Origin of the sequence: Paenibacillus sp. TAB_01 (assembly GCF_043945595.1) — a bacterium.
Classification (GTDB): Bacteria; Bacillota; Bacilli; order Paenibacillales; family NBRC-103111; genus Paenibacillus_S.
Genome location: NZ_JBIFNP010000001.1, coordinates 1,402,137 through 1,423,518, shown reverse-complemented (window position 1 = coordinate 1,423,518; position 21,382 = coordinate 1,402,137). Strand labels below are relative to the sequence as shown.

Sequence of the window (21,382 nt, the reverse complement as noted above, 5' to 3'; positions counted from 1 at the left end):
GTAATATGCTCCCTCAGCTTATTCGGATCGTCCTTGAAGCAGCTCACGCTCCAACGGTCCATTATTTACATTGACTTGATGGGCCAGGCGCAGCTGCTTTCCTTCGAAAGAGCATACCAGCGTGTCGCAAAAAGGCGTTTCAAGATAGCGCAGCGTTATAATAAATGCGGACTCGTCCTGCCAGGTCCCGCTCGCCGCCACCTTCATGACCGGAAGTCGGCATTGGTGATGAAGCTCTTTGGCCGACAGGGTCGTTTCTCCTTCAATAAAAGCTCCATTGCCGCAAACAATCCGATGCATTCCTTGCTCATCCCAAAAGGTAACTTCCGAGGCCTCTTCTTCGAACCGAAACGACACCGCCTGAAGGCCATATGGATTGGCTTCGAAGCAGTAACGCTTCCCGTCGGCCAGCCTGGCCTGCTCGCCATTACCGCCGAATGCAGCGGCCGGCGGATAGGCAAGAGAAGCCAGCTTGCCGGAGAGCAGCGCCTGCCCGGATTCCTCCGCAGCTGCCGGTTCGTTCAGCATGCCCGGCAGCAGATGGTCCCAGATGAGCTGCAGCACGCTCCCCATATTATTCTCCCCGCCCGTAATCGCAACGACGGCATCCTGCTCCGGCATCACGACACACAGCTGCCCGTGGGCACCGTCCCCCCGGTAAGCTCCGTGCCGGCTCAGCCAAAATTGATAGCCGTATCCCTGCTGGGCATCCGCATGTCCCGCACGATCAGCCGTCGCTATCTGAAGGCTTACAGCTTGCTCCACCCAATACGGAGACAGAATCTGCCGCCCTTTCCAGCTGCCTCGCTGCAGGTAGAGCTGGCCTATTTTGGCTATATCCTCTGTCCGCAGAATCAGTCCGAAGCCTCCGCATTGAAGACCTGCCGGATCGGTTTCCCACCTTACCTCCTCTATGCCGAGCGGACCAAAAAACGGGGCTGCATGTATTCCGTCAAGGTCTGCCCGGTCACCTTCTGGACAATGGCTGCCAGCATGTGACTCGCGCCTCCGTTATAAACGAATCGCTCCGACGGATCGTGATCCAGAGGCATCTCCAGGAAATGCTTCACCCAGCTCGTTTCCTTCCGGCGAAAATCCGCTCCCATAGCGGGCTGGGATTGCCCCGCGCTCATAGTGAGCAAGTGGCGAATGCTTAGCGCCGACTTGCGCGGATCCATCCGATTACGATCATATTCCGGGAAAAAGCGGCACACCTTATCCTCCAGCGTAAGTCTCCCTTCCTCCAAAGCCAAGCCTACAGCCGTGGACGTAAAAATCTTCGTTAGTGAAAAAAGCATGCGAGGATGCTCCGGGCGATACGGCGACCACCAGCCTTCGACCACAACATGACCATGCCGTACTAACATGAAGCTGTGCAGCTCCAGCCCCTGCTTCTCTGCGGTTTCCAGAAAACCGGTAATCGCCGAGGAACATATCCCCTGCTCCTCCGGACGGCTGCGAGGCAGCCTTTTCTCGTAGTTCACGATGACCCCTCCTTCATTTGTGATCCATCCTCAATATAAAGGATAGAAGGCATCCTTTGAATGGAGAGAACTCGACTCTTCTTGCAGTTTGGTAAGATTTATTACCATCGTACAAGAAGAACAGAACTCCATCTATTCCCTTACAGGAGCAATCAGGGTATAGTAAAATGGAAATAGGTACCACCGTCTGATATAGCCAGTTATATACAGCGCATTTCCATTGAAGGGATGATACGATGAAAGCATTAGTTATCGAAGCTCCACGGCAAGCCGTCATCAAGGAAGTGGCTTACCCTGCTCCTCAACGCGGAGAAGTCACCATTCAAGTCAAGCAGGTTGGCATCTGCGGGACCGACTTTCATATTTATGAGGGAGAGTTTATCTCTCCGTATCCGATTATCCCGGGGCATGAATTTTCAGGCATCATTCATGAAGTAGGCGAAGGCGTCTGCGGCTTTCAGCCGGGTGACCGGGTCAGCGCCGACCCGTCCTTATTTTGCGGCGCATGCTCCTTCTGTCTCACACAGAGAGGCAATCAGTGCGAGAATTGGGGAGCGCTAGGCAACACGGTGAACGGCAGCATGGCTGAATTCGTGTCCGTTCCTGCCGGCAACGTAATTAAACTTCCGGATTCGATGTCGTTTGAAGAAGGCGCTTTCATTGAGCCGATGGCTTGCGTCGTGCATGGGATGAACCGGCTGCAGCTTCAAGTCGGCAACCGTGTCCTGCTGTTCGGCGCCGGAGCCATGGGACAGCAGCTGATCCAATCCCTCGCCAGAGCTGGCGCCTCTGAGCTCGTTGTCGTCGATGTGGCGCAGGAAAAGCTGGACCTCGCGCTGCAATACGGGGCAACCAAGGGGATCCTGAGCCGGAATGTGGATACCGAGTTAAGCAAAGACAATTATCCTCACGGCTTCGATGCCGTCGTAGATGTGACCGGCATTCCGGCGGTGATCGAGCAGGCGCTGGACTATGTCGGTCCCGCCGGAAAATACCTGCAGTTCGGCGTGACGCCGGAGCATGCGAGCATTCGGGTCAACCCGTTCAAATTGTATAACAAAGACTGGACCCTGCTCGGCTCAATGGCCATTAATCATACGTTCATCCCTGCTTTTCACTGGATCAAGGAAGGCCGGATCGATGTCAAGCCTCTCATCTCCCAAACAATCAGTCTGGAAGAAACGGTGGCTTTTCTTGAACAGCCAAAGGCAAGCCATTTAATGAAAGTCCAAATCAAGCTGTAGCAGCTAAAAAGAGGAAGCCGCCACGGCTTCCTCCTCTTTATACAGCGAATGGCTGCCTTCTCAGGAAGCCGGATTTCATCGCGGTTTACTGCTCGGTCCCAATCAGATCCCGCCTCATGTTCCGTGATTCGACACTTTAACGCGTTATCTTAAAATAGCGTTACTATATTCAAGCTCAATCTCGATAGAGGTCCCTTTTCCTAATTGGCTGTGAATGTGTAATGTCCCTTGGTGGGCCTCAATAATACGATAGCAGACCATAAGTCCCAGCCCGGTTCCTTCGTTTTTGGTAGTAACGAACGGATCACCCAGCTTAGGGATGAGCTCTTCTGCGATCCCCGTTCCGCTATCCCTCAGCGTAATCTGCAGCCTGCGTTCTTTCATCTGTTGAAGGATGATGTCTATCGTGCCGCCGGCTGGCATCGCTTCAATTGCATTTTTAATGAGATTTATAAATACTTGCTTCAGCTTCCCTTCATCACACTTGATGATATAAGTGAAATCATTCTCATTCTCCATACGAATTTCCACATTATGTAAGATGGCCAGCGGTTGAACTAGGGAGATCACGTTGGCGATAATCCCGTTAATGCTCTGGTCTTCAAATCTGCCGTCTTGAGGCTTGGCGATGAGCATGAATTCGTTCACAATGCCGTTAATCCGGCTTAATTCATCCAGCATAATATCGGCATATTCCTGGACCTTATTCGGAGAAGCGTTCTTTATAAGCTTGGAGAATCCGACAAGGCTGGTTAAAGGGTTCCGGATTTCATGAGCAATCCCGGCGGCCAGCTGCCCCACAACCGAAAGCTTCTCCGATTGGCGCAGCATCTCCTCGGCAAGCTTGCGTCCCGTAATATCCCTGAACACCGTTTGAATGACGGGTATGCCCAAATAGGAATGCAGCACAACGGATGACGCCTCAATGGCCAGCTGTTCCCCATTCTTCAATATTAGCCTCAGTTCGATAAAAGGAATATAGTCATCGGCTAACGCCACCGTCTTCAGCCGTTGATTTACTAATTCGAGAGAGTCCGGATGAATAAACTCATACACGGATGCCCCTACAATTTCCGCAGGAGACGCCACTCCTAGCAGCCTGCAGCCTACGTCGTTGATGTAGCAGATCACTCCCTGCTGATGCACGATGATCGGCTCGGGAAGCAGCCTCACCATTCTCCGGTATTCCTCGTCCCGCTCCCGGACGATCCGTTCCATCACTTTCTTCTGGGTCACGTCTTGGCACAACAATTGAACGGACATAGAACCCAGATGCTCGACGGGAACCGCTCTGATCTCCACCTCGATAACCTGCTGAGTGCCGAGCTGTACCAGCTTATTTCCCATCAGCTCCGAAGGCTGCTTTTCCTTGAGGAGCTGCTCCACCTGCGCCTGGTGCCGCTCAATGTCATCGGGATGGATGAACTCCAGCATCGACTTGCCTATCAGCTGCTCTTGGTTATCTGCACCCAGAAGCTTCACTGCAGCGGCATTGACATAAGTAATACGGAACTCGTTATATACCAAGATCGGTAAAGGGGACAGCTCCACCAGTTTTCGATACCGTTCCTCGCTCTCCCTGAACCTCTCTTCTTCCACTTTCCTCTGGGAAATATCTCTAACTACCTCGACGAGGGCCAGGATATGGCCGGAATGATCCTTAAGCGGAGAAAGCGTCGCACTCACTGGAAATTCATAGCCTTCTTTAGAGATCTTCACCGTCTCGTAGCTGTACGGCTGTCCGCTCGTTATAACGGATTGATGAATCGCTCTTTCCTGCTCTGCCAAGCCGGGAGGCGTGGTGGACAAAAACTTGCCAATCACTTCTTCGCCCGACCATCCGTATAATGTTTCAAAAGCTTTGTTAACCTGAAACACCCGGTGATTCAAGTCGACTACGGCGACACTGACATTTGTATTATTAAAGTATAAATCAAATATATTATTCATTTGCCGTGTAAAATGTATAGGCGGTTCCATATCCTCTAATTTTTGCGTTCTATTCTCCATGGTGTTTGACCCTCACAGTATATTTATACACATTTTACTATTAGTTACATTTTATTTCGACGTTCCGCTTCTTTTTCCTCCATGCTATCAAACATGGCTTTAGACGCTCCGTTCGCCGCGGACATTTCGCTAGATTGGTCGAGAGATTCGGTTTAAAAATCGATAGATTTGTCGATGCTGAAGCTATACAAGATTTTAAGAATATCGGGATATCAAAGGAGGAATTAAAATGCTGCATAAAAACACACTCTTTTGGTTAGAAACGGCGGAAAGTATAGCGAGGCAGCGATATGGGGGGCATTATACTTTGTTACAGTTTCCTGAGGAATACCGCTTTTGCTTCGGCATCCTGGATCATCGCTATGATATTGAGAAAATGTCTGCCGGAGCCACGCTCGTCGACGCCATTATGCTTGGGGTCATCCATGAAACGAATGCGGTAAACCGGATCGATTCTTGAAGAGCCTGCCGCTCGGCGCCTTTGGACTGGCCTTCCATACAAAAAAGGTTGATCTTCCTCAGCGGGAGATCAACCTTTATTTATGGCATCATGAATTTTCTGTTTGTTCTAATCCTGGCCAGACGGCAGAATGACGAGCGTCTCGCCTACTTTTAATGGAGCATCTGCAGAGCGGTTATTCAGCAGTGCGATGAACTCCGTGAAGTTCGGAGAACCGAAATACTTTTGCGAGATACTGGAAAGGCTCTCTCCCGACTTGACAACATGGTTGATCATCTTCCCATTGTCGCTAATCGCCCTTTGCGCAGCATCGGATGACGATGTGGACCCATTGGCGGCAACGTTTGCCTTCGAGCCGGCCTTTTTCGCATCTGCCGGCGGCAGGTACGGAATTTCTAGCTGCTGCCCTTCTTTTAACATACCGGACGATTGAAGATGATTCGTATCCGCCAGCAACTGTACATAGTCCCCGGTGTTATAGAAAGCAAGTGAAATACTATACAGCGTATCTCCGTTTTTTACGCGATAAGTAGAGGACTGCGGATTGGTACTAACCGTCGCGGCGGAAGTCTGCACCTTATCTTCGCTTGGTTTTACGTTTGCTTTCGCGGCTTTTTCAGAGGGGGCCGCCGTGTTCTCTTTAGCCGTGACGACAGATAACCTGGATTCGGCAGCAGCTTGACTTTTATTGGTGAGCTCCGATGCCGATTTTTTAGGCGCCTCTTTAGCTTTATCCTGAGCTTGAGCCTGTACTGATTCACCGGCTTTCGGAGCGCTGATGACACCGCTCGCTGTCTGAACGTTGTCCGCTTCAACAAGCGGGCCTGCCTGTTCGTTATTGTCGAATCTAGATAGAGGGGCGTAGAGGCCCTCCGCAAAGGCTATGGAGTTCATTGCTATCGCATCCTCACGCGGTTCGTCCTGCCGCAGCTTCCTGGCTTGTAAAGCTCGGTGCTTTTGAAAGCAGCTCCCCGCCAGCCCACAGCAGAGTAGTACCGACGGCGGTAGCGCCGATAGCCGCAATCAGCAGTACACCAAGGTAATACTTTTTCTTACGTTTGGAATACTTGGACACTCGAGTGCCATTACCCTCATCTAAATAAAACTCATGCGCTGCATTCCGATTTCCATACATAACCTCTTCCATTGGATGATCCTCCTATATAATCATTTATTTGGGTTTCCTTAATTTCCATTTATTTCCTTTCGCTAACAATTCGCTAACAAGTTCTTAAGAACTATTAAATATTTAATACCAGTGCCAAATTTCCTATTTATACTTCGGATTATACTACAATAATCCCATAAAATCTCTTTTTTTGACGAATTTTATCAAATCTTTAGATTGTCCCGTTTACACTTCTGTCGAATGATCTGGAAAAAACGCAGATAACCGGATGTTCTTCCTTCGAATCAGGCGGCCGACTATAAACAAAAAGCATGGAAGCTATGCATTTTATATATTTTCATTAAATGAAACTCTCTGATACACTAATTGTAGGTATTTTTAAGGAGTGGTCGTTTTGTGGAAAAAGAATGTTGTGGAGCTTCCCCGCCATCTGACGATGGGAAGCTTTTCGAATGGGCTGGTTGCGGCAATGTTCGGTGCTGCGGGGCCTTTACTTATTGTGCTGCAAGCCGCCGCTAAAGGTCACTTGAGCGACGCAGCCACTTCTTCATGGATTCTGGGCATTTATGGAACCGGGGGAATATTAACCCTTATAATGTCGTTTTATTATCGACTGCCCATCGGTTATGCGTTCTCTATTCCAGGAGTTATTCTGGTCGGGGATTCCCTGGCCCATCATAGCCTGAGTCAGGTGGCCGGAGCCTATCTCGCAACCGGGCTCCTTATTTTGCTGTTAAGCCTCACCGGCTTTATACGCACATTGATGAGGTCCCTGCCCTTACCTGTTATGATGGGAATGGTTGCCGGGGTGCTGCTCCCGTTCGGGACCGATCTGTTCCGCTCGGTATTGGAAAATCCGCTGCTCAACGGAATTCCTCTGCTTGTTTTTCTCATACTTTCTTTATTCGCGAAGCTGTCCAAAAAATTCCCGCCCATTCTGGGCGCCATGCTGGCTGCGGCAGTCCTGCTGAAAGTATTGCCTGGCAGCGGCTCTGAGGGCGGTCTCACTTTTTCGGTTGCGATCCCCCAGCTCGTGCTGCCCTCCTTTGACCTGTCGACAATGGGCGAGCTGGTCGTGCCGCTTGTGCTCACTGTCGTAGCTATCCAAAATGCGCAAGGCATCGCGGTGTTGAGAAGCAGCGGATACGAGCCGCCCGTGAATTCGATGAGCAGCTGGAGCGGCATCGGCTGCATAGTTAACAGTGTGATCGGAGCCCACTCGGCGTGCGTCGCCGGCCCGATGACCGCCATTTTGGCCGATAAGGAGTCCGGCAGCCACGAGAATCGTTATGCCGCGGCTATCGTGCTCGGCGTGTTGGCCTGTCTAGTAGGCTTGTTCGCTCCGATGGCGGCAACCATTCCCCATTTGATCCCTGCTTCCTTGATCAAGATGCTCGGCGGTATGGCGATGATCGGCGTACTGATTGACTCGTTTAAAATGAGCTTCTCCGGCCGTTTTAAATCCGGCGCCTTGTTTTCCTTCTTAATTACCGTTTCGGGCATATCGATCCTCCACATTGGAGCGCCTTTCTGGGGATTAATCGGGGGCATGGCGGCATCCTTATTCCTGGACAGGAAAGACTATGGGCTGCCAAGCGAACAGAAGGAACCTCAGCCTCAGGGATCGTGACAATGATGAGGTTCTTGTTCAGTTAGAATGCTCCGCCGTGCTATACTTGGCATAAAGTCAAGCAAAAAGGAGATCACCGGCTTGCATTTACTTGCTCAGCATTCAGAGGATGGACAGTCCGTCAGCGTCTACGATACGGAAGAGCTGTACGGGGAAAAAGGAAACTTCCGGATTCTGAAGTTTTCCGATAACGCGGTTCAAGGAGCAATGGATTTGAACGATCCGCGGCGCGTTGTGTTTGAATACCCTAGAGCGATCATTCATTTAATGGAACATAACAATCCGGATTTTGAGAGAGGCTTTATTATCGGGCATGGAATCGGGACGATAGCCCGTTATTTCTCTAGGAAATGGATTACGGCCGCCGAGCTTAACGAAGCTGTAGCGGCATACAGCCGAGACTTTTTTGGATATACAGGCGATAATGTGATCGTCGGCGACGGACGCGAGGTGCTGAGCCGGGAAAAAGCTGCCGTTCACGATTATATTTTTGTCGATGCGTTCACCGAGAAAGGGACGCCGTTACATCTTATCTCCAAGCAATTCTTCCTTATGGCCAAGGAGAAGCTGCAGCCTGAGGGGTACCTCTTCCTGAACCTGATGGGCCGAGGCGAACAGGACAGCCGAATCGGCGCTATCCACACCACGCTTACCGAAGTGTATCGTTACACTAAAGCCTTTGCCTTACCTCAAGGCAGTGTCCATGACGTAAAAAATATGATCCTTGCCGCCGGTAACCGACCCATCGCCTTTCAAGCCAGGCAATTGGCAGGCTTTATAGAAGTAGAGCCCGCACAAGGCTATGTGCTGACGGATGAAGGCTAGCGGCAGGAAGCCGGAGCATGCAACGAACAATACAAGCGCGAAGCGTGAAAATGGACTTGACCTTCTTCAGAGTCTATCCATGCAACAAATTTTACCTGTTTTTAAAAAAAGATGCTGCCGCTCCTAAGCCGGCAGCAATCCTTTTCGAAGCAAGATCCCAGTCTCGATAATCAGGACGGAATACTCAATGCGATTTGAATGTTTTTCAAATCAAGCTCGATCTGTTCGCTGACCTGATGCGGATGGTACAAGCCTTTGCTAATCATATATTCCATGATGGTCTCATGGGTATCCATCGCCTGCTCCAGCTGTTCTGCCAGCACAGCCCTGATTTCGGGGGTAGCGCATTCGGTTACAGCCATAGCGTAGCTGCGGACGGCGCTCTTTGACGTATTGAGAAAATCCATCGCAATCACTTCATCCGTTAATGTATTCATGCCTGTCAAATATTCCAATACAGGATTCAATAGACAGCCTCCTTTCCGTTTATTAGCCTACGGCTTCAAAATAACTTTAATGCAGTTATCCGTCTTCGTATCAAATACCTCGTATCCCCGTTTGGCTTCGCTAAGCGGTATGATGTGCGTAATGATGTCGCCGGCATTTATTTTGCCTGTCGTAATCAGTTCATACATATAAGGCATGTAGTGAATAACCGGCGCCTGCCCGGATCGGATATTTACGTTGCGCTGCATAATATCGCCGAGCGGGAAACCGTTATATCTGCCGCCATAGACGCCCGTGATTTGGATGGTTCCCCCTTTGCGAACCGCCTGGGCAGCGATAACTAACGCGCTCATCGTCCCGCCCTGCAGCTTAAGGCCGCTCGCCAGAAACTCGAGATCGTTCATTTTGCCATCCATACCAACCGCATCAATGACGACGTCCGCTCCCCCTTTGGTGATTTCCTTAAGGTAGCTGCCGACGTTTTCATACTGCTCGAAATTCACTATCTCTACGTTATTCGTACGTTTCGCATGCTGCAGACGGTAATCTACGTAGTCGACCGCGATCACCCGTTTGGCTCCTTTAAACCAGCAAACCTTTTGCGCAAGCAGACCGACCGAACCGCAGCCCAGCACAATAACGGTATCCCCCTGCTTCACCCCCGAGTTGTCGACAGTCCAGTAAGCCGTTGTCAGCGCATCGGCAATCAAGCACAGGCTTTCATCCGGCTATTCGTTACTTTCCGGAATTTGAAATGGGTGAAGTTGGCAAAAGGCACCCGCAAATATTCCGCTTGTCCGCCCGGATATCCGCCTGTATTCCCGCTGTATCCGAAATAAGCGCCCATGTCGCCGTTCTCGTTGGAATGATCGCACTGGCTCTCCAGCTGGTTTTTACAATAAAAGCATTCGCCGCAAGAAATATTGAAAGGGATAATGACCCGGTCTCCCTTCTTCAGCTTCGTTACGCCAGGACCCACCTCTTCTACAATCCCCATCGGCTCATGCCCGATCACATAATTCTCCTGCAAATTGGGAGTCATTCCATGAATGAGATGCAGATCGGAGCCGCAAATGGCCGTGGTCGTCATTTTGACGATCATATCGTCGTTTTTTTCAATTTTGGGGTCCGGGACTTCTTTGACCACGACATTTTTGATCCCTTGATAAGTGACTGCCTTCATGCCTGCGTTGCCCCCATTTGTTCATCTGGCGTGCGGTCGAACATGCCCTTGCGGGAAGTATCCCCGGGAAAAGATTCATTCGGGCGATCATCGCCGTATTGCGGGCCGAGAGCTGATCCAGCTGATACTGCTCCTGCAGCTCATAGGGGTGAAACCACTTCTTGCGGATCATCAAATCGGAAATTTCCTGATGCAGCGCTATGGCCTGCTTCAATTGCTTTCGCAAAAGTACTCTGACATCAGGCGATACCGTTTCCGTCAGCGCGGCAGCCGTGTTGCGGACCCTTCTTTGGCACGCATAAGGAAGTCCACGGCAAAAGTCATATCCGCCATTTCCGGCATGTTCAGCGAATTGATCGGATCGAGGTAGTCGTTATTCATCGGGTACCTCCTTCAGTTTAGGATAGGAGTAGGCTTATTCGGGGGAACCGGCGCCTGAAAAGGAGCGCGCTCATAGATCGCCTGAAGCTCGGCGATGGCTTCTTCCGATTGCACAACGTCCTTTTGCATCAGCGCCTTCAGCTCCTGATCGAAAACGAGCCCTTGCATCAGCTTCGATTTGATGAGACAGAGTGTCTTGAAATTCAGCGCTTCATGCAGCTCAAGCGCTTCATGGGGAGCTAGCGTCAGGTGTGTCAATGGTTAAACGGCCTCCTTGATTTAAGTCCATGTCAAGGATAGGATTTCCTATCCCTTCTGGGATAATTCAGAAAATTCCCTGCATAGGATAAGCAAACCGGTCCGTCCCATATACCGCAGCGCTGGATCATCTCGCGCAGGGCGTAGCGCCCGTTCCTCGCGGATTTTCATATTAGGAACGGCAAAAAGCCGCGCAATGCGCGGCTGGATTATTTCACATAAAAATTTTACATTTTATTACAGTTGGTAGGTCGCTTTCTTACAATGAATGAGAACAACGGCATGGGCCGGAACGTTCCACGACTTCAATTCCCTGTCGGTCACATCCGTGATCACAGGCATTACGTTCTCCAGATTTTCTTCGGTATTGGAGGCATAGAGCTGGTCATGGGTGAGTGTCCAGACCTGCTCAACCCGGTAGCCTTCCGGCAGCGTAATTTCAGCTTCCGCCCCATCATCCTTATGGCGATTGACTATGGCTAGATTCAGCTCTCCCTGCTCACGAAGGACGGCAACCGCGTCGATATATGCTTCGTCGCTAGGCTCGTACAGGCTCTGCATCCGCTCGTTCATCGCCGGTTCGATTGACCTGCGGCGCCGGGATGCGCATCGAAGGCGAGCTTACCTGCACCTGCACCGACTGGCCCGTCATCCATTCCGCATACTGCTTGAATACATGGAACAGCGTGGTCTTGATAACCGTATGTTCCGTGACCGAAAGAATGCCGTTTCCATTGACCAGGAAAACATAGTTAGCCATCCCGACCGAATCGCCCAATCGAATCATGGTATTGAAAATACCGGCGACGAACAGTGCGTCCTGCAGATTGCGGGGACTATTGCGATCCAAGCGGTAGCTTCCCAAGTTGTCCGGGTCGGGCTCATAATGGCGGATGTTCCATTCATCCATAGAAATCCGGATCGGCCCCGGCAGCTCGAGCTTATGATTCACAATCGTCGTTCGGATCGTTTCAACCATCTTGCGCAGCTGCTTCTCGAAGTAGACCGGCGTAAACACTACCGGATAAAACTCCTCCCCGCTCTCCCGGTCCATACTACTTCCGTACAAGTGGAAGGTTAAATAGTCGAGGTATTTCCCGGCATGAACGATCACCTCGCGGTCCCAATCGGGATCGTCGCCGTAACTGGAGCCTACACCGAGAAGCTGCAGCGAGCGGTCATATTTTTTATAAAATTGCGCCCAGTTGGCCAGCTTATGCGCATATTCCCCGGCACTTAGCTGCCCCGCTTCCCAATGCCCCCAGGTTTCATTGCCGATGCCCCACAGCTTCACATCATAAGGCTCCGCGTGTCCATTGGACCTGCGCCACTGGGCGTCCGCCGTTTCTCCGCTTCCGTTGCAATAGTCGATCCAGCGAAGCGACTCCACTAACGTGCCTGTGCCCAAATTAACATTGACATAAGGCTCCGCCCCTGCCTTCCGGCACCACTGCAGAAATTCATCCGTACCAAACTGATTGGACTCCAAGCCTCCCCAATGCCAGTTCACTCGCGTCGGACGATCCTTCAAAGGGCCTACGCCGTCCCGCCAATCGTATAAATCAACGTAACAGCCTCCCGGCCAGCGAATTACCGGAACGCCAAGCTCTCTAACCGCCTTGATCACATCAAGCCGAACCCCGCTTGCATCCGCATGCGGCGATTGGGCATCCCACACGGACGGATAAATGCAATTGCCCAAATGCTCGAAATATTGCCCGTAAATATACGGATGCACCTCGCCAAGCTGCTGTTCCGGGCACACCTTCAAATACGCTTTCATGAGAAATGCTCCCCTCCTGCCGAACTAATATGGTATTGTGTTACAATTATTGAAAATGTCGATTTCTTATCAATTCCGGTCCGGCGCTTGGTTAGCGAAAGGATTATGGTGGCTTGCCGTCCCCCCTGAGCCATCTGTCTTCAACAGGCGCAACCCTGCATCGACCAAAGCTTCCGCATCCTCGGTCATTAAATACTGCCCCTGCTCCACAAGTTTGCTTCGAAGCAAGCCTACATCTACCTGACGTGTAGTCAGGCCCTTCGCAGCTGCTATCGCTGCGGCTGTCCCCGCCCCTTGGCCAATTCCCATAGCCGTCGCCATCACACGAACGGAGCCGAACGCGGTGTGCGTTGCGGAAATGCAGCGGCCGGCCACAAGCACGTTATCGAGGCCTTGGGGAAGCAGGCAGCGGTAAGGAATCTCATACACCGCTTTTCCGGAGCCTGTGAATACCTGCTGTTCGCCTTCCGGCGGGTGAATATCGATGGCAAACGTTCCGCAGGCAATCCCGTCGCTAAACGACCGGCTGTTCAGCACATCCTGCTCGGTCATGGTGTAGTCGCCGATGATATGTCTCGTTTCACGCACGCCGACCTGCACGCCGGTATCAAGAATGTACGCCTGCTCGAAGCCTCCAATATAACGCTTCATGAACTCCGTGACGGCCCATGCCTGATGTCTGGTCTCCAGCTCAGCGCGGGTCAGATCGAACACATCGGTACCGTCAATCCCCTGCAGCCTGGTGCAGTTAATCGCGAATTGGCCGTCCTGCGGCAGCTCATACATTAAGATTCGCGGCGCTGCATCCGCCGGATACTCTCCCCGCTCCATGGCTTCCTTAATGATTTCCTTCATCCCCAGGAAAGCGAGCGCGCTTTGCGCATCAATCTCTTCATCGGTCGGCGCATCCTTGAGCAGGTGCCGGTTCTCCTTCATCCATGCCTTTAAGTTAGCCATATGGACGCCTGCTACGCGATAGAACAGCGTGACGGGCTGCATAGCTCCGTCAGACTCACGGCCCTTGACGAACGGCGCGCCGGCTCTTGCCACCACATCGGCATCCGCAGAGCAGTCGATGACAAGCTTAGAGCAAATCGCCTGCCGGCCCGATTTATTTTCCACTATGACTGTCGCCACGTTTCCTTGATCGTCCGTATAAGCCTGAGCAAAGGCAGAATGCAGCAGCAGCTCTACTCCGGCCTCTTGCAGCAGCTCGAACAAGACCAGCTTCATGCCTTCCGGGTCAAACGGAGACATGGACGCATTATCGAAGGTCAGGTCCGTCACATGCCCGGGGGAAACCGTTTTGGCAACCAGACGATCCACCAGCTCGCCTGCAATTCCGCGAATGACCTGCTTGCCGTTCACATCGTGGAACGTAAACATCGGATTCACCATAGCTACCGTCAGGTTCCCGCCCACGAAGCCGTACCGCTCCACCAGCATAACCTTCGCTCCGTTACGGGCCGCAGCTACTGCCGCACCGATCCCGGCAGGCCCTCCGCCAATAACAAGCACATCGGGCTCAGCTATTACAGGCACATGCAAGACCGGCTCATTGAAATATTTCATCTGTATCTCACTCCAATTCGTATAATGAAATGCACTGCTTATTTCTTCGCTGTTTTATACCATTCGTTCACAGCCTTGACGACCTCGCTGCCCCCGCTGGCATCCCAATCCTTAATAAACTTATCGAAGTTGTTGATCGATTCGCCGCCCAGCAGCAGCTTGATAAAGTAATCGGTTTCTTTTTGCGTCAAGCTTGCCTGATTTTTACCAACCACCTCGATTGGCGGCATGAAAGCAACCGGATTCCTTTTCGCATATTTATCGAAATCTTTGTTGATCGCGCTAAAAGCCTCGAACAGCGTAGGCGTACGGCGAAGCCGTGCCAGCCACATGTCCGCATATTTCACTTCCTGGATACCGTCGAGGAACCAGTAAGCATTGCCTCTCTGCTCCGTAAAAGCAGGCATGATCGGGCTGTATACACCGTTCTCTTCGTTGAACGTTTTTCCCTTCTCGCCCATCGTCAGAAAGGTGAAGGTATCCATTTGCAGCTTCGCATCCATGAACTTGATCGCATCCTCGGCATGCTTGGACGACTTAGGAATCGCATGGACATACAGCAGCTTATCTTCCATTTGGACGCCTGCATTACCGTCCGCCCCCTTGAGAGGAAGCATGTAGCCCATCTTGCCGTTCGGCACATTTTTGGCGAAGGCCGCATTCATATTGGAAGCGTCATTCCAGTTCCCCGGAATCATGAACGCTTTGCCGCTGACGAACTTCTCTTGGGTTTGCGCGGTCTTGTTTACGGCCCAATCCTTATCCAGCAGGCCCTCGGTATACAGCTTGCGCATAAAGGCCATGTAATCCTTCATCGCTGGCTGTATAATTCTCGGGAGCAGCTGCCCGTTCACCTCGGCCCAGTCCGTGTAGAGACCGAAACCGCTATAAATCATAAACACATCCATGTTGTTGCCCGTTAACGGGATCATGTCGGGCTTTTTCGCTTTAACCGTTTTGAGCGTCTGATACAGTTCATCAAGAGTTTCCGGCATTTTAAGACCAAGCTCGGTCAAAATGTCCTGACGCATAATCATCGTTTTCTCGATGTTCGCTCTTTCGTTCTTTTGCGGCACGCCGTACAGCTTGCCGTTATATTTGCCAAGCTCCCAGGAAGAAGACGAAATGGCCTGCTTCATATGGGTGCCGTTTTTTTCAACAAGCTCGTCGATAGGCTGCAGCGCTCCCTGGGCTACTAAGGTATAAAACTGGCTGGGCGTCAAATCCAGAATGTCATATTCGGTGCCTGAAGCAATCTCAATATTCAGCTTCTCTTCGGGCTTATCCTTAGGCAGCACGGAATAAGTCACTTTATACCCTGTCTTGGTCTCCACATCCTTGGCCACCGGGTCCGCATTCGGATCGAAGGCTACGTTAAATCCGAGCACCTTCAGCGCCGGCTTCTGTTTACTCCCATCCGCGGAGCTGTTCGCCGCTTCGGGCTGCTGATCCGCCCTCTTGGTTTCCTGACTGCCGCCTGCCGAGCAGCCTGCCAGCAAAGCCAGCGATAATGCAGCCGGTATCCACCCACTAGGTTTACGTCTAAATCCAGCCATACTGTGTACCCTCCCTTAAGTTCTGTTATCTATTTTAAGGCATCACCCTAAAAACGTATTCAACAACTTCGAATGCGGTTATCCTTTCACCGAGCCGACCGTCAGGCCGTGTACAAAATATTTTTGCAAAAACGGGTACACCAGCAAAATAGGAAGCACCGTTAAAATAACCGTTGCCGCTCGAAGTCCTTCGGAAGATAGACTCAACCGCACTTCTTCAGGCTGCTGGGCGATGACGTCCTCGGTGTTGGAAATCGTATCGTACAAAAAGATTTGCAGAGGCTTCAAATCCACCGCGTTAATATAAATCAAAGGATGGAAATAGTTGTTCCAGTAGCCGACCGCATAAAATATGCCTAATGTCGCGATGACGGGCAAGGAAATCGGCAGCAGAATCGAGACCAATATACGGAAGTTGGACGCTCCATCCATACGGGCCGACTCCTCGATGCTTTCCGGCAGTCCTTCAAAGAACGTTTTGCACACAAACAGATTGAACGGAACCACCAGCAACGGAATAATCATGGCCCAGACGGTATCCAGCAGCCCCAGGCTCTTCATAAGGATATAACCGGGAATAATCCCGCCATAAAATAACATGCTGAACACGTAGAGGAGCGTAATCAGCTTCCGTCCCCGAAATTCCGGCTTGGACAGCGGATAAGCTGCCATAATCGTAATGGCCATGCTCAGCATCGTACCTACGACCGTAACAAACAATGTCACCTTCAAAGCCTCAAAGTACCGTGATTTGGTCAAGACGAATTCGAATGCGCTCAAGTTCAGGCCGATCGGATAAAAGGATACCTTGTTCGCCATGACCGAGGCCTGATCGCTTAACGACTTGGCAAGCACGTGAAGGAACGGCAATATACATACCAGGCCAACGATGACGAGCACCAGCACATTGGCTGCATCGAAAAGACGGCTTCCCCAGCTTCTACTATTCATGCTGTACTCCCTCCTACCATATGCTTCTGCCCAGATAACGGCGGCTGATGGCATTGCTGGACATAATCAGAATAAAGGCTACTACCGATTCGAACAGTCCCAGCGCAGTGGACAGACTGAAATCCAGCTTCCCTAATCCAATGCGGTACACATATGTCTGGATAATGTCCGCCACATCGTATACAGCAGGATTGTACATGACCAGCACCTGCTCAAAGCCCGCATTCAGCACTTGCCCTAAGCGGAGCACGAACACCAGTAAAATCACCGGAACAATACTCGGCACGGTAATATGCCACATCCGTTTGAACCGCCCCGCTCCATCTACAATCGCCGCTTCGTAAAGCTGCGGATCGATCGAGGTCATCGCCGCAAGGAACAATATCGTATTCCAGCCCGTGTCCTTCCAGCCATCCGTAAAAACAAGCAGCGTACGGAACCAGCTCGTGTCGGAGAAGAAGCTGATGCTTGCTATCCCCCACGCCCCCAATAGCTGGTTGACCATGCCGTACGAGCCGAGCAGCGAATAAAATAAGCCAAAAATAATAACCCATGACAAGAAATGCGGCATATACACAATGGTCTGTATCCAACGTTTCATCCATTTCAGCCGCAGCTCATTAAGCATCAGCGCAATGACGATCGGCACCGGGAACAAAAATACGAGCTTGTATAAGCTGATCAAAAGCGTGTTCGTAATAACCTGAAAAAAAGCCTGATCGTGAAAAATCCGATCGAAATGCTTCCATCCGACCCAGGGGCTTTTCATAACCGAGTCTACGATGTTGTCGCCGATAAATAAATTGAAATCCTTGAAGGCCAGCGTAAGTCCATAGAGCGGAACAAACTTATATACCACCAGGAACAGCAGGCCGGGAATGGACATGAGATATAGATCTGTATTTTTACGAGCGTAGCTCCAAAAACCTAATGTATGGACTCTTATCCTGCGTTTCTTCTTCCTAACCGAAGCCTGTTCGGATAACGCGGTCGTTTTGCTCAAAAACATCATTCCTTTCCGAAAGGGTTTACATCACGTTCGATTTCCTCTTACAATAAGCTTGGGTAGAAGCAGCTTCTGTATTTATTGTATAGTCCCTCCCGCATTGGATATAGGGGGCGGATTACGATTTCTGGTGCTAGTGTATAGAGTTTCGTTCGGTTCCATTCCAAGCAGCAGATGCTTACGGGGCCGGTTTCTCTACAGGGGCAGCCTTAGGAGGAATGCAAATGTATCGTGTGCTCATTGTTGATGATGAGTCGTCTGTTCGTTCAGGCCTGCGCGATTGCGTAGACTGGGAAGCCCTGGGGCTTGAAATCGCAGGTGAAGCAGAAGACGGCGAAATCGCTTTACCCCTTGCAGCATCCGCTTCGGTTCATATTGTATTGACCGACGTAAGAATGCCGCATATGGATGGCATCGCTCTGGCCCAAAAGCTGCGCGAAACCCATCCGTCGGTAAAGGTTATCTTGATCAGCGGCTTCGGAGATGTCGACTATTTGAAGTCGGCGCTTAAATTGGAAGCGGTAGATTATATATTGAAGCCTGTCCGGCTTCAGGAGTTGAATGAGGTTTTATCGCGTGTAGTGCGTATCCTTCAGGAAGAGGACGCAGCCCGCCAAAGCTGGCTCGATCAGCAGATGAAGCTGAATCAGAGTATTCCGTTATTGCGTGAAAGGTATTTAACCACACTCGTGGTGGACGGTATTAAATCGCGCGACAGCCTGGAGGAGAAATTTCAGCTGCTCGATATCCAGCTGCCCGTTGAAGTGGAGCAATTGGGCGTGTTCGTGATTCGCGTCGACGACTTTTCCGCTGCCTCTCATGAAATGACGGAGCGAGACAAGCAGATGCTCTCCTTCGCCTTGCTGAATATTAGCGAAGATATAATTAAGCAGGCCTATGGCGGCCATGCTTTTGAAAGCAAGCCGGGCGAGTATGTCGGCCTTGTTCATTTTGGCAGCGACCAGGAAGAAGAACGGTTGTTCACGATCATTCAAGAATGCAGAACGCAAATCAATCTTCTGCTGAAGCGCAATGTCACGATAGGAGTCGGCTCCACCGTGCACGATTGGTTCTCCCTTCCGGATGCGTACCGGATTGCTGCGGAGGCCGCAGAGCACAGATGGTTTCTCGGCAAAAACCAAATTATTACGATGGACAGTCTGGCCGGCACCCCCGGCTCACACCATTCTGCGTTACAGCTCGATGTACGCTCCTGCATTTCTGTGCTCAAATCACCGAGCTGGCCGACGGTAACCCGTTTTCTGGATGACGCCTTCGGACAAGGCAAGGAGGCCGCCCCCGTCCCTTATGGAAGAATCATCTGCATGTACATGATTATCGCCTGCTCGGAGCTGCTGCTTGAGCTTGATATTTCCGTTGGCGCCCTTCACCAAAGCGAACGGCATTTGATGAACCGGCTGCCTGCGATTGAAACCGTTGCCGAGCTGAAGCAGACCCTGCTGGACCATGTCCGTCTTACCTACGATGTGATTGCAGATAAAAGGGAGAGAAAGACCCGAAACGTGGTCACGCTAATTAAAGACTACATCGAGGAGCATTACGCCAAAGAGCTGACCATCGCTGAAATCGCATCATCCGTTTACTTGACGACGACGTATATTTGTTTATTGTTCAAGCAGGAAACCGGCATGACCATTAACGATTATGTCATCGAGGTACGCCTGCGGGAAGCCAAACGTCTGCTGTCTGACCCAAGCAACAAGACCTACGATATTTGCTATGCGGTCGGATATAAGGACCCAGTTATTTCAGCAAGCTGTTCAAGAAGCATACGGGATTCACTCCGAGTGAGTTCAGGGAGAGACCGGTATGAGGAAACGTGCGGCGACGTCCGGCAAATCCGGCTATTTGTCCAGCCTGATCTGTTATACTCCCATGAAACCCTGCACTTCTTCTCGCTGCAGGATATTCAAGCAGAAAGCTGGTTCGCCAAAGCCCGTTCCCGCAACGGTGCGATTTATTGGGGACGCACGCATCTGCAAGCTTATGTAGGCGGTGACCCCGCTTATGTTGCTTCGGCCTCACGCATTCTTCATGATCCTAAAGATTACGATAAGATCATCGGAGTCTTGAGTGTCGATGTGAAGGAACAATTGCTGCGCCAGATCGTTGACCATATTGAATTGGCCCCCTCTCAGGAAGTGGCTATTATAGATCAGGAAGGAATTATTGTATCTTACCGGGACAGCAGTAAAATCGGAAGCAAAATCGACTTGACCGACGCACAGCTGCATTCGATGCTGGGTCATGAGGACGGATACTTTCAATGGAACGGCTCCGCCGAGGTCGCTGTTCTATACCGTCAAATTCCCCTCACGGGATGGACGATCGTTGCCAAGCTTCCCTCCGTCGAGGTATCGGGCGAAAGCCTTGCCTTAACGCGTATCTCGGCTGTCATCATATTGGCTGCTTCATCGATTGTATTCATCTTCATCCTTGTGCTCTCGTTTGCTTACGCAGCAGAAAGACTGAGCCGCCGAATTCGGGAGCTGATTCTAAGCATGAAGAGAGATGGCATCGATCGGCTGGACGCCCGGCACAGCGGGGATCTTCGGGAGCTGGAGCAGGGTGTGGCCCGCATGGTGCAGACCGTGCATGACCTGACGGCTGAATCGTATCAAGCCAAGCTGTTAGAGCGGGATGCCCAGCTTAGAGTGCTGCAAGCACAGATTAATCCGCACTTTCTGTACAACACACTGGACAGCATCCATTGGATGGCCATTCGCAGGAAGGCTGACGACATCAGCGATATGATCGAATCGTTATCCTCCTACTTCAGGCAAAGTCTCAGCAAGGGACGTTATATCGTCACACTTGAAGAAGAGCTTCAACTGATCCGATCCTACATGCATATTCAAAACAAACGAAACGACGACGGCATCCGGATGGTCTACCAGATCGACGAAGCGGCCTTGCCTTGCACCATTCCCAAGATGATTATTCAACCATTGGTTGAAAATGCTGTGCTTCATGGCATTCATCAGAAGCGCCCCAAGCACGGCACGATTACTATTACAGCTTCGCTGGACCATGCAACGCTCCGCATTACAGTGACGGACGACGGTATAGGCATACCGCCGGAACGTCTTGAAGCCTTGCTTAAAGCGCCCGCGGAGCCGGCAGCCGTTCAAAGCTTTGGCCTGTACAATGTAGATGAACGGATCCGGCTCTATTCGCAGAACGAGCCTTCGAGCGGCATGACTATTACGTCTGAGCAGGGGCTTGGGACTTGCGTAGATATGCGCATCAGTTTAGCCGGGGTTGATGAAGGCAAGCAGAGTCAGGCATGAGCCTGAGCGGTCTGCGTCCGGCAGGCTGTTACTGACGACCCGAGAGCAGATTTCAGCACGATGTGGTTCAAGGCTGACTTTACCGGCACAGGATAAGTTATTGACTAAGAGAAAAAACACTGCGATATCTCAACTTGAGATCGCAGTGCTGT

The 21,382-nt window shown here is 51.2% G+C and carries 18 protein-coding genes and 2 pseudogenes; 5 read left to right on the top strand and 15 right to left on the bottom strand.

Annotated features, from left to right (window positions below; all coding sequences use genetic code 11):
• Positions 1–18 precede the first annotated feature (18 nt).
• Complete coding sequence (locus ACHHV8_RS06885) at positions 19–765, bottom strand: serine hydrolase domain-containing protein (protein ID WP_395157615.1); 747 nt, start codon at positions 763–765, stop codon at positions 19–21.
• 146 nt (positions 766–911) lie between these two features.
• Positions 912–1,484 (bottom strand): serine hydrolase domain-containing protein, encoded by a 573-nt coding sequence (locus tag ACHHV8_RS06880; RefSeq protein ID WP_395157614.1) that lies wholly within the window; start codon positions 1,482–1,484, stop codon positions 912–914.
• Between the two features lie 236 nt (positions 1,485–1,720).
• On the opposite strand from ACHHV8_RS06880, the gene ACHHV8_RS06875 reads away from it, so the two are divergent.
• Complete coding sequence (locus ACHHV8_RS06875; RefSeq protein WP_395157613.1) at positions 1,721–2,728, top strand: zinc-dependent alcohol dehydrogenase family protein; 1,008 nt, start codon at positions 1,721–1,723, stop codon at positions 2,726–2,728.
• A 144-nt stretch (positions 2,729–2,872) separates the two neighbouring features.
• Here ACHHV8_RS06875 and ACHHV8_RS06870 read toward each other — a convergent pair whose 3' ends face one another.
• Positions 2,873–4,738 carry a PAS domain-containing protein gene (locus tag ACHHV8_RS06870; RefSeq protein WP_395157612.1) on the bottom strand — a complete coding sequence of 622 codons (1,866 nt, stop codon included), beginning with the start codon at positions 4,736–4,738 and terminating at the stop codon, positions 2,873–2,875.
• A gap of 307 nt (positions 4,739–5,045) precedes the next feature.
• Here ACHHV8_RS06870 and ACHHV8_RS06865 point away from each other — a divergent pair, with 307 nt between their 5' ends.
• Complete coding sequence (locus ACHHV8_RS06865) at positions 5,046–5,198, top strand: hypothetical protein (RefSeq protein WP_395157611.1); 153 nt, start codon at positions 5,046–5,048, stop codon at positions 5,196–5,198.
• Between the two features lie 108 nt (positions 5,199–5,306).
• Here the strand turns inward: ACHHV8_RS06865 and ACHHV8_RS06860 are convergent, their stop codons facing one another.
• Both ACHHV8_RS06860 and ACHHV8_RS06855 read right to left on the bottom strand, forming a co-directional pair.
• Positions 5,307–6,092, bottom strand: a complete 786-nt coding sequence (locus ACHHV8_RS06860; protein WP_395157610.1) for a LysM peptidoglycan-binding domain-containing protein — start codon at positions 6,090–6,092, stop codon at positions 5,307–5,309.
• A 13-nt stretch (positions 6,093–6,105) separates the two neighbouring features.
• Positions 6,106–6,345 carry a hypothetical protein gene (locus ACHHV8_RS06855; RefSeq protein ID WP_395157609.1) on the bottom strand — a complete coding sequence of 80 codons (240 nt, stop codon included), beginning with the start codon at positions 6,343–6,345 and terminating at the stop codon, positions 6,106–6,108.
• Between the two features lie 376 nt (positions 6,346–6,721).
• On the opposite strand from ACHHV8_RS06855, the gene ACHHV8_RS06850 reads away from it, so the two are divergent.
• Both ACHHV8_RS06850 and ACHHV8_RS06845 read left to right on the top strand, forming a co-directional pair.
• Positions 6,722–7,957, top strand: a complete 1,236-nt coding sequence (locus ACHHV8_RS06850; RefSeq protein WP_395157608.1) for a benzoate/H(+) symporter BenE family transporter — start codon at positions 6,722–6,724, stop codon at positions 7,955–7,957.
• Positions 7,958–8,038: 81 nt separating this feature from the next.
• The gene (locus ACHHV8_RS06845; protein WP_395157607.1) at positions 8,039–8,782 is read left to right on the top strand and encodes a spermidine synthase; all 744 of its coding nucleotides are present in this window, start codon (positions 8,039–8,041) and stop codon (positions 8,780–8,782) included.
• Positions 8,783–8,952: 170 nt separating this feature from the next.
• Here ACHHV8_RS06845 and ACHHV8_RS06840 read toward each other — a convergent pair whose 3' ends face one another.
• The 10 genes and pseudogenes from ACHHV8_RS06840 to ACHHV8_RS06795 form a co-directional block, all read right to left on the bottom strand.
• Positions 8,953–9,249: a spore coat protein gene (locus tag ACHHV8_RS06840; RefSeq protein ID WP_395157606.1), complete on the bottom strand. Its 297-nt coding sequence runs from the start codon at positions 9,247–9,249 to the stop codon at positions 8,953–8,955.
• A gap of 27 nt (positions 9,250–9,276) precedes the next feature.
• Positions 9,277–10,412: pseudogene (locus ACHHV8_RS06835) on the bottom strand (zinc-dependent alcohol dehydrogenase).
• Positions 10,409–10,793, bottom strand: a pseudogene (locus tag ACHHV8_RS06830) (spore coat protein). Before ACHHV8_RS06830 ends, ACHHV8_RS06835 begins: the two co-directional pseudogenes overlap by 4 nt.
• 12 nt (positions 10,794–10,805) lie before the next feature.
• Positions 10,806–11,051, bottom strand: coding sequence for a spore gernimation protein GerQ (locus ACHHV8_RS06825; RefSeq protein ID WP_395157605.1), 246 nt, complete (start codon positions 11,049–11,051; stop codon positions 10,806–10,808).
• Positions 11,052–11,288: 237 nt separating this feature from the next.
• The gene (locus ACHHV8_RS06820; protein ID WP_395157604.1) at positions 11,289–11,624 is read right to left on the bottom strand and encodes a hypothetical protein; all 336 of its coding nucleotides are present in this window, start codon (positions 11,622–11,624) and stop codon (positions 11,289–11,291) included.
• On the bottom strand, positions 11,590–12,834 hold the full coding sequence (locus tag ACHHV8_RS06815) for an alpha-L-arabinofuranosidase C-terminal domain-containing protein (protein ID WP_395157603.1): 1,245 nt from the start codon (positions 12,832–12,834) through the stop codon (positions 11,590–11,592). Before ACHHV8_RS06815 ends, ACHHV8_RS06820 begins: the two co-directional genes overlap by 35 nt.
• Before the next feature lie 69 nt (positions 12,835–12,903).
• Complete coding sequence (locus tag ACHHV8_RS06810; protein ID WP_395157602.1) at positions 12,904–14,406, bottom strand: FAD-dependent oxidoreductase; 1,503 nt, start codon at positions 14,404–14,406, stop codon at positions 12,904–12,906.
• A 38-nt stretch (positions 14,407–14,444) separates the two neighbouring features.
• The gene (locus ACHHV8_RS06805) at positions 14,445–15,962 is read right to left on the bottom strand and encodes an extracellular solute-binding protein (RefSeq protein ID WP_395157601.1); all 1,518 of its coding nucleotides are present in this window, start codon (positions 15,960–15,962) and stop codon (positions 14,445–14,447) included.
• A gap of 78 nt (positions 15,963–16,040) precedes the next feature.
• Positions 16,041–16,913, bottom strand: coding sequence for a carbohydrate ABC transporter permease (locus ACHHV8_RS06800; RefSeq protein WP_395157600.1), 873 nt, complete (start codon positions 16,911–16,913; stop codon positions 16,041–16,043).
• Between the two features lie 13 nt (positions 16,914–16,926).
• Positions 16,927–17,922 carry an ABC transporter permease gene (locus ACHHV8_RS06795; protein ID WP_395157599.1) on the bottom strand — a complete coding sequence of 332 codons (996 nt, stop codon included), beginning with the start codon at positions 17,920–17,922 and terminating at the stop codon, positions 16,927–16,929.
• Between the two features lie 221 nt (positions 17,923–18,143).
• On the opposite strand from ACHHV8_RS06795, the gene ACHHV8_RS36795 reads away from it, so the two are divergent.
• Positions 18,144–21,230 (top strand): histidine kinase, encoded by a 3,087-nt coding sequence (locus ACHHV8_RS36795; protein ID WP_483874876.1) that lies wholly within the window; start codon positions 18,144–18,146, stop codon positions 21,228–21,230.
• Positions 21,231–21,382: the final 152 nt, after the last annotated feature.

Excerpts from the sequence above, each read along its gene's own strand:
- ACHHV8_RS06860 (WP_395157610.1), bottom strand. The coding sequence starts at position 6,092 with ATGAACTCCATAGCCTTTGCGGAGGGCCTCTACGCCCCTCTATCTAGA.
- ACHHV8_RS06810 (WP_395157602.1), bottom strand. The coding sequence starts at position 14,406 with ATGAAATATTTCAATGAGCCGGTCTTGCATGTGCCTGTAATAGCTGAG.
- ACHHV8_RS06875 (WP_395157613.1), top strand. The coding sequence starts at position 1,721 with ATGAAAGCATTAGTTATCGAAGCTCCACGGCAAGCCGTCATCAAGGAA.
- ACHHV8_RS06795 (WP_395157599.1), bottom strand. The coding sequence starts at position 17,922 with ATGTTTTTGAGCAAAACGACCGCGTTATCCGAACAGGCTTCGGTTAGG.
- ACHHV8_RS06815 (WP_395157603.1), bottom strand. The coding sequence starts at position 12,834 with ATGAAAGCGTATTTGAAGGTGTGCCCGGAACAGCAGCTTGGCGAGGTG.
- ACHHV8_RS36795 (WP_483874876.1), top strand. The coding sequence starts at position 18,144 with ATGTATCGTGTGCTCATTGTTGATGATGAGTCGTCTGTTCGTTCAGGC.
- ACHHV8_RS06870 (WP_395157612.1), bottom strand. The coding sequence starts at position 4,738 with ATGGAGAATAGAACGCAAAAATTAGAGGATATGGAACCGCCTATACAT.
- ACHHV8_RS06800 (WP_395157600.1), bottom strand. The coding sequence starts at position 16,913 with ATGAATAGTAGAAGCTGGGGAAGCCGTCTTTTCGATGCAGCCAATGTG.
- ACHHV8_RS06805 (WP_395157601.1), bottom strand. The coding sequence starts at position 15,962 with ATGGCTGGATTTAGACGTAAACCTAGTGGGTGGATACCGGCTGCATTA.
- ACHHV8_RS06820 (WP_395157604.1), bottom strand. The coding sequence starts at position 11,624 with ATGAACGAGCGGATGCAGAGCCTGTACGAGCCTAGCGACGAAGCATAT.
- ACHHV8_RS06855 (WP_395157609.1), bottom strand. The coding sequence starts at position 6,345 with ATGGAAGAGGTTATGTATGGAAATCGGAATGCAGCGCATGAGTTTTAT.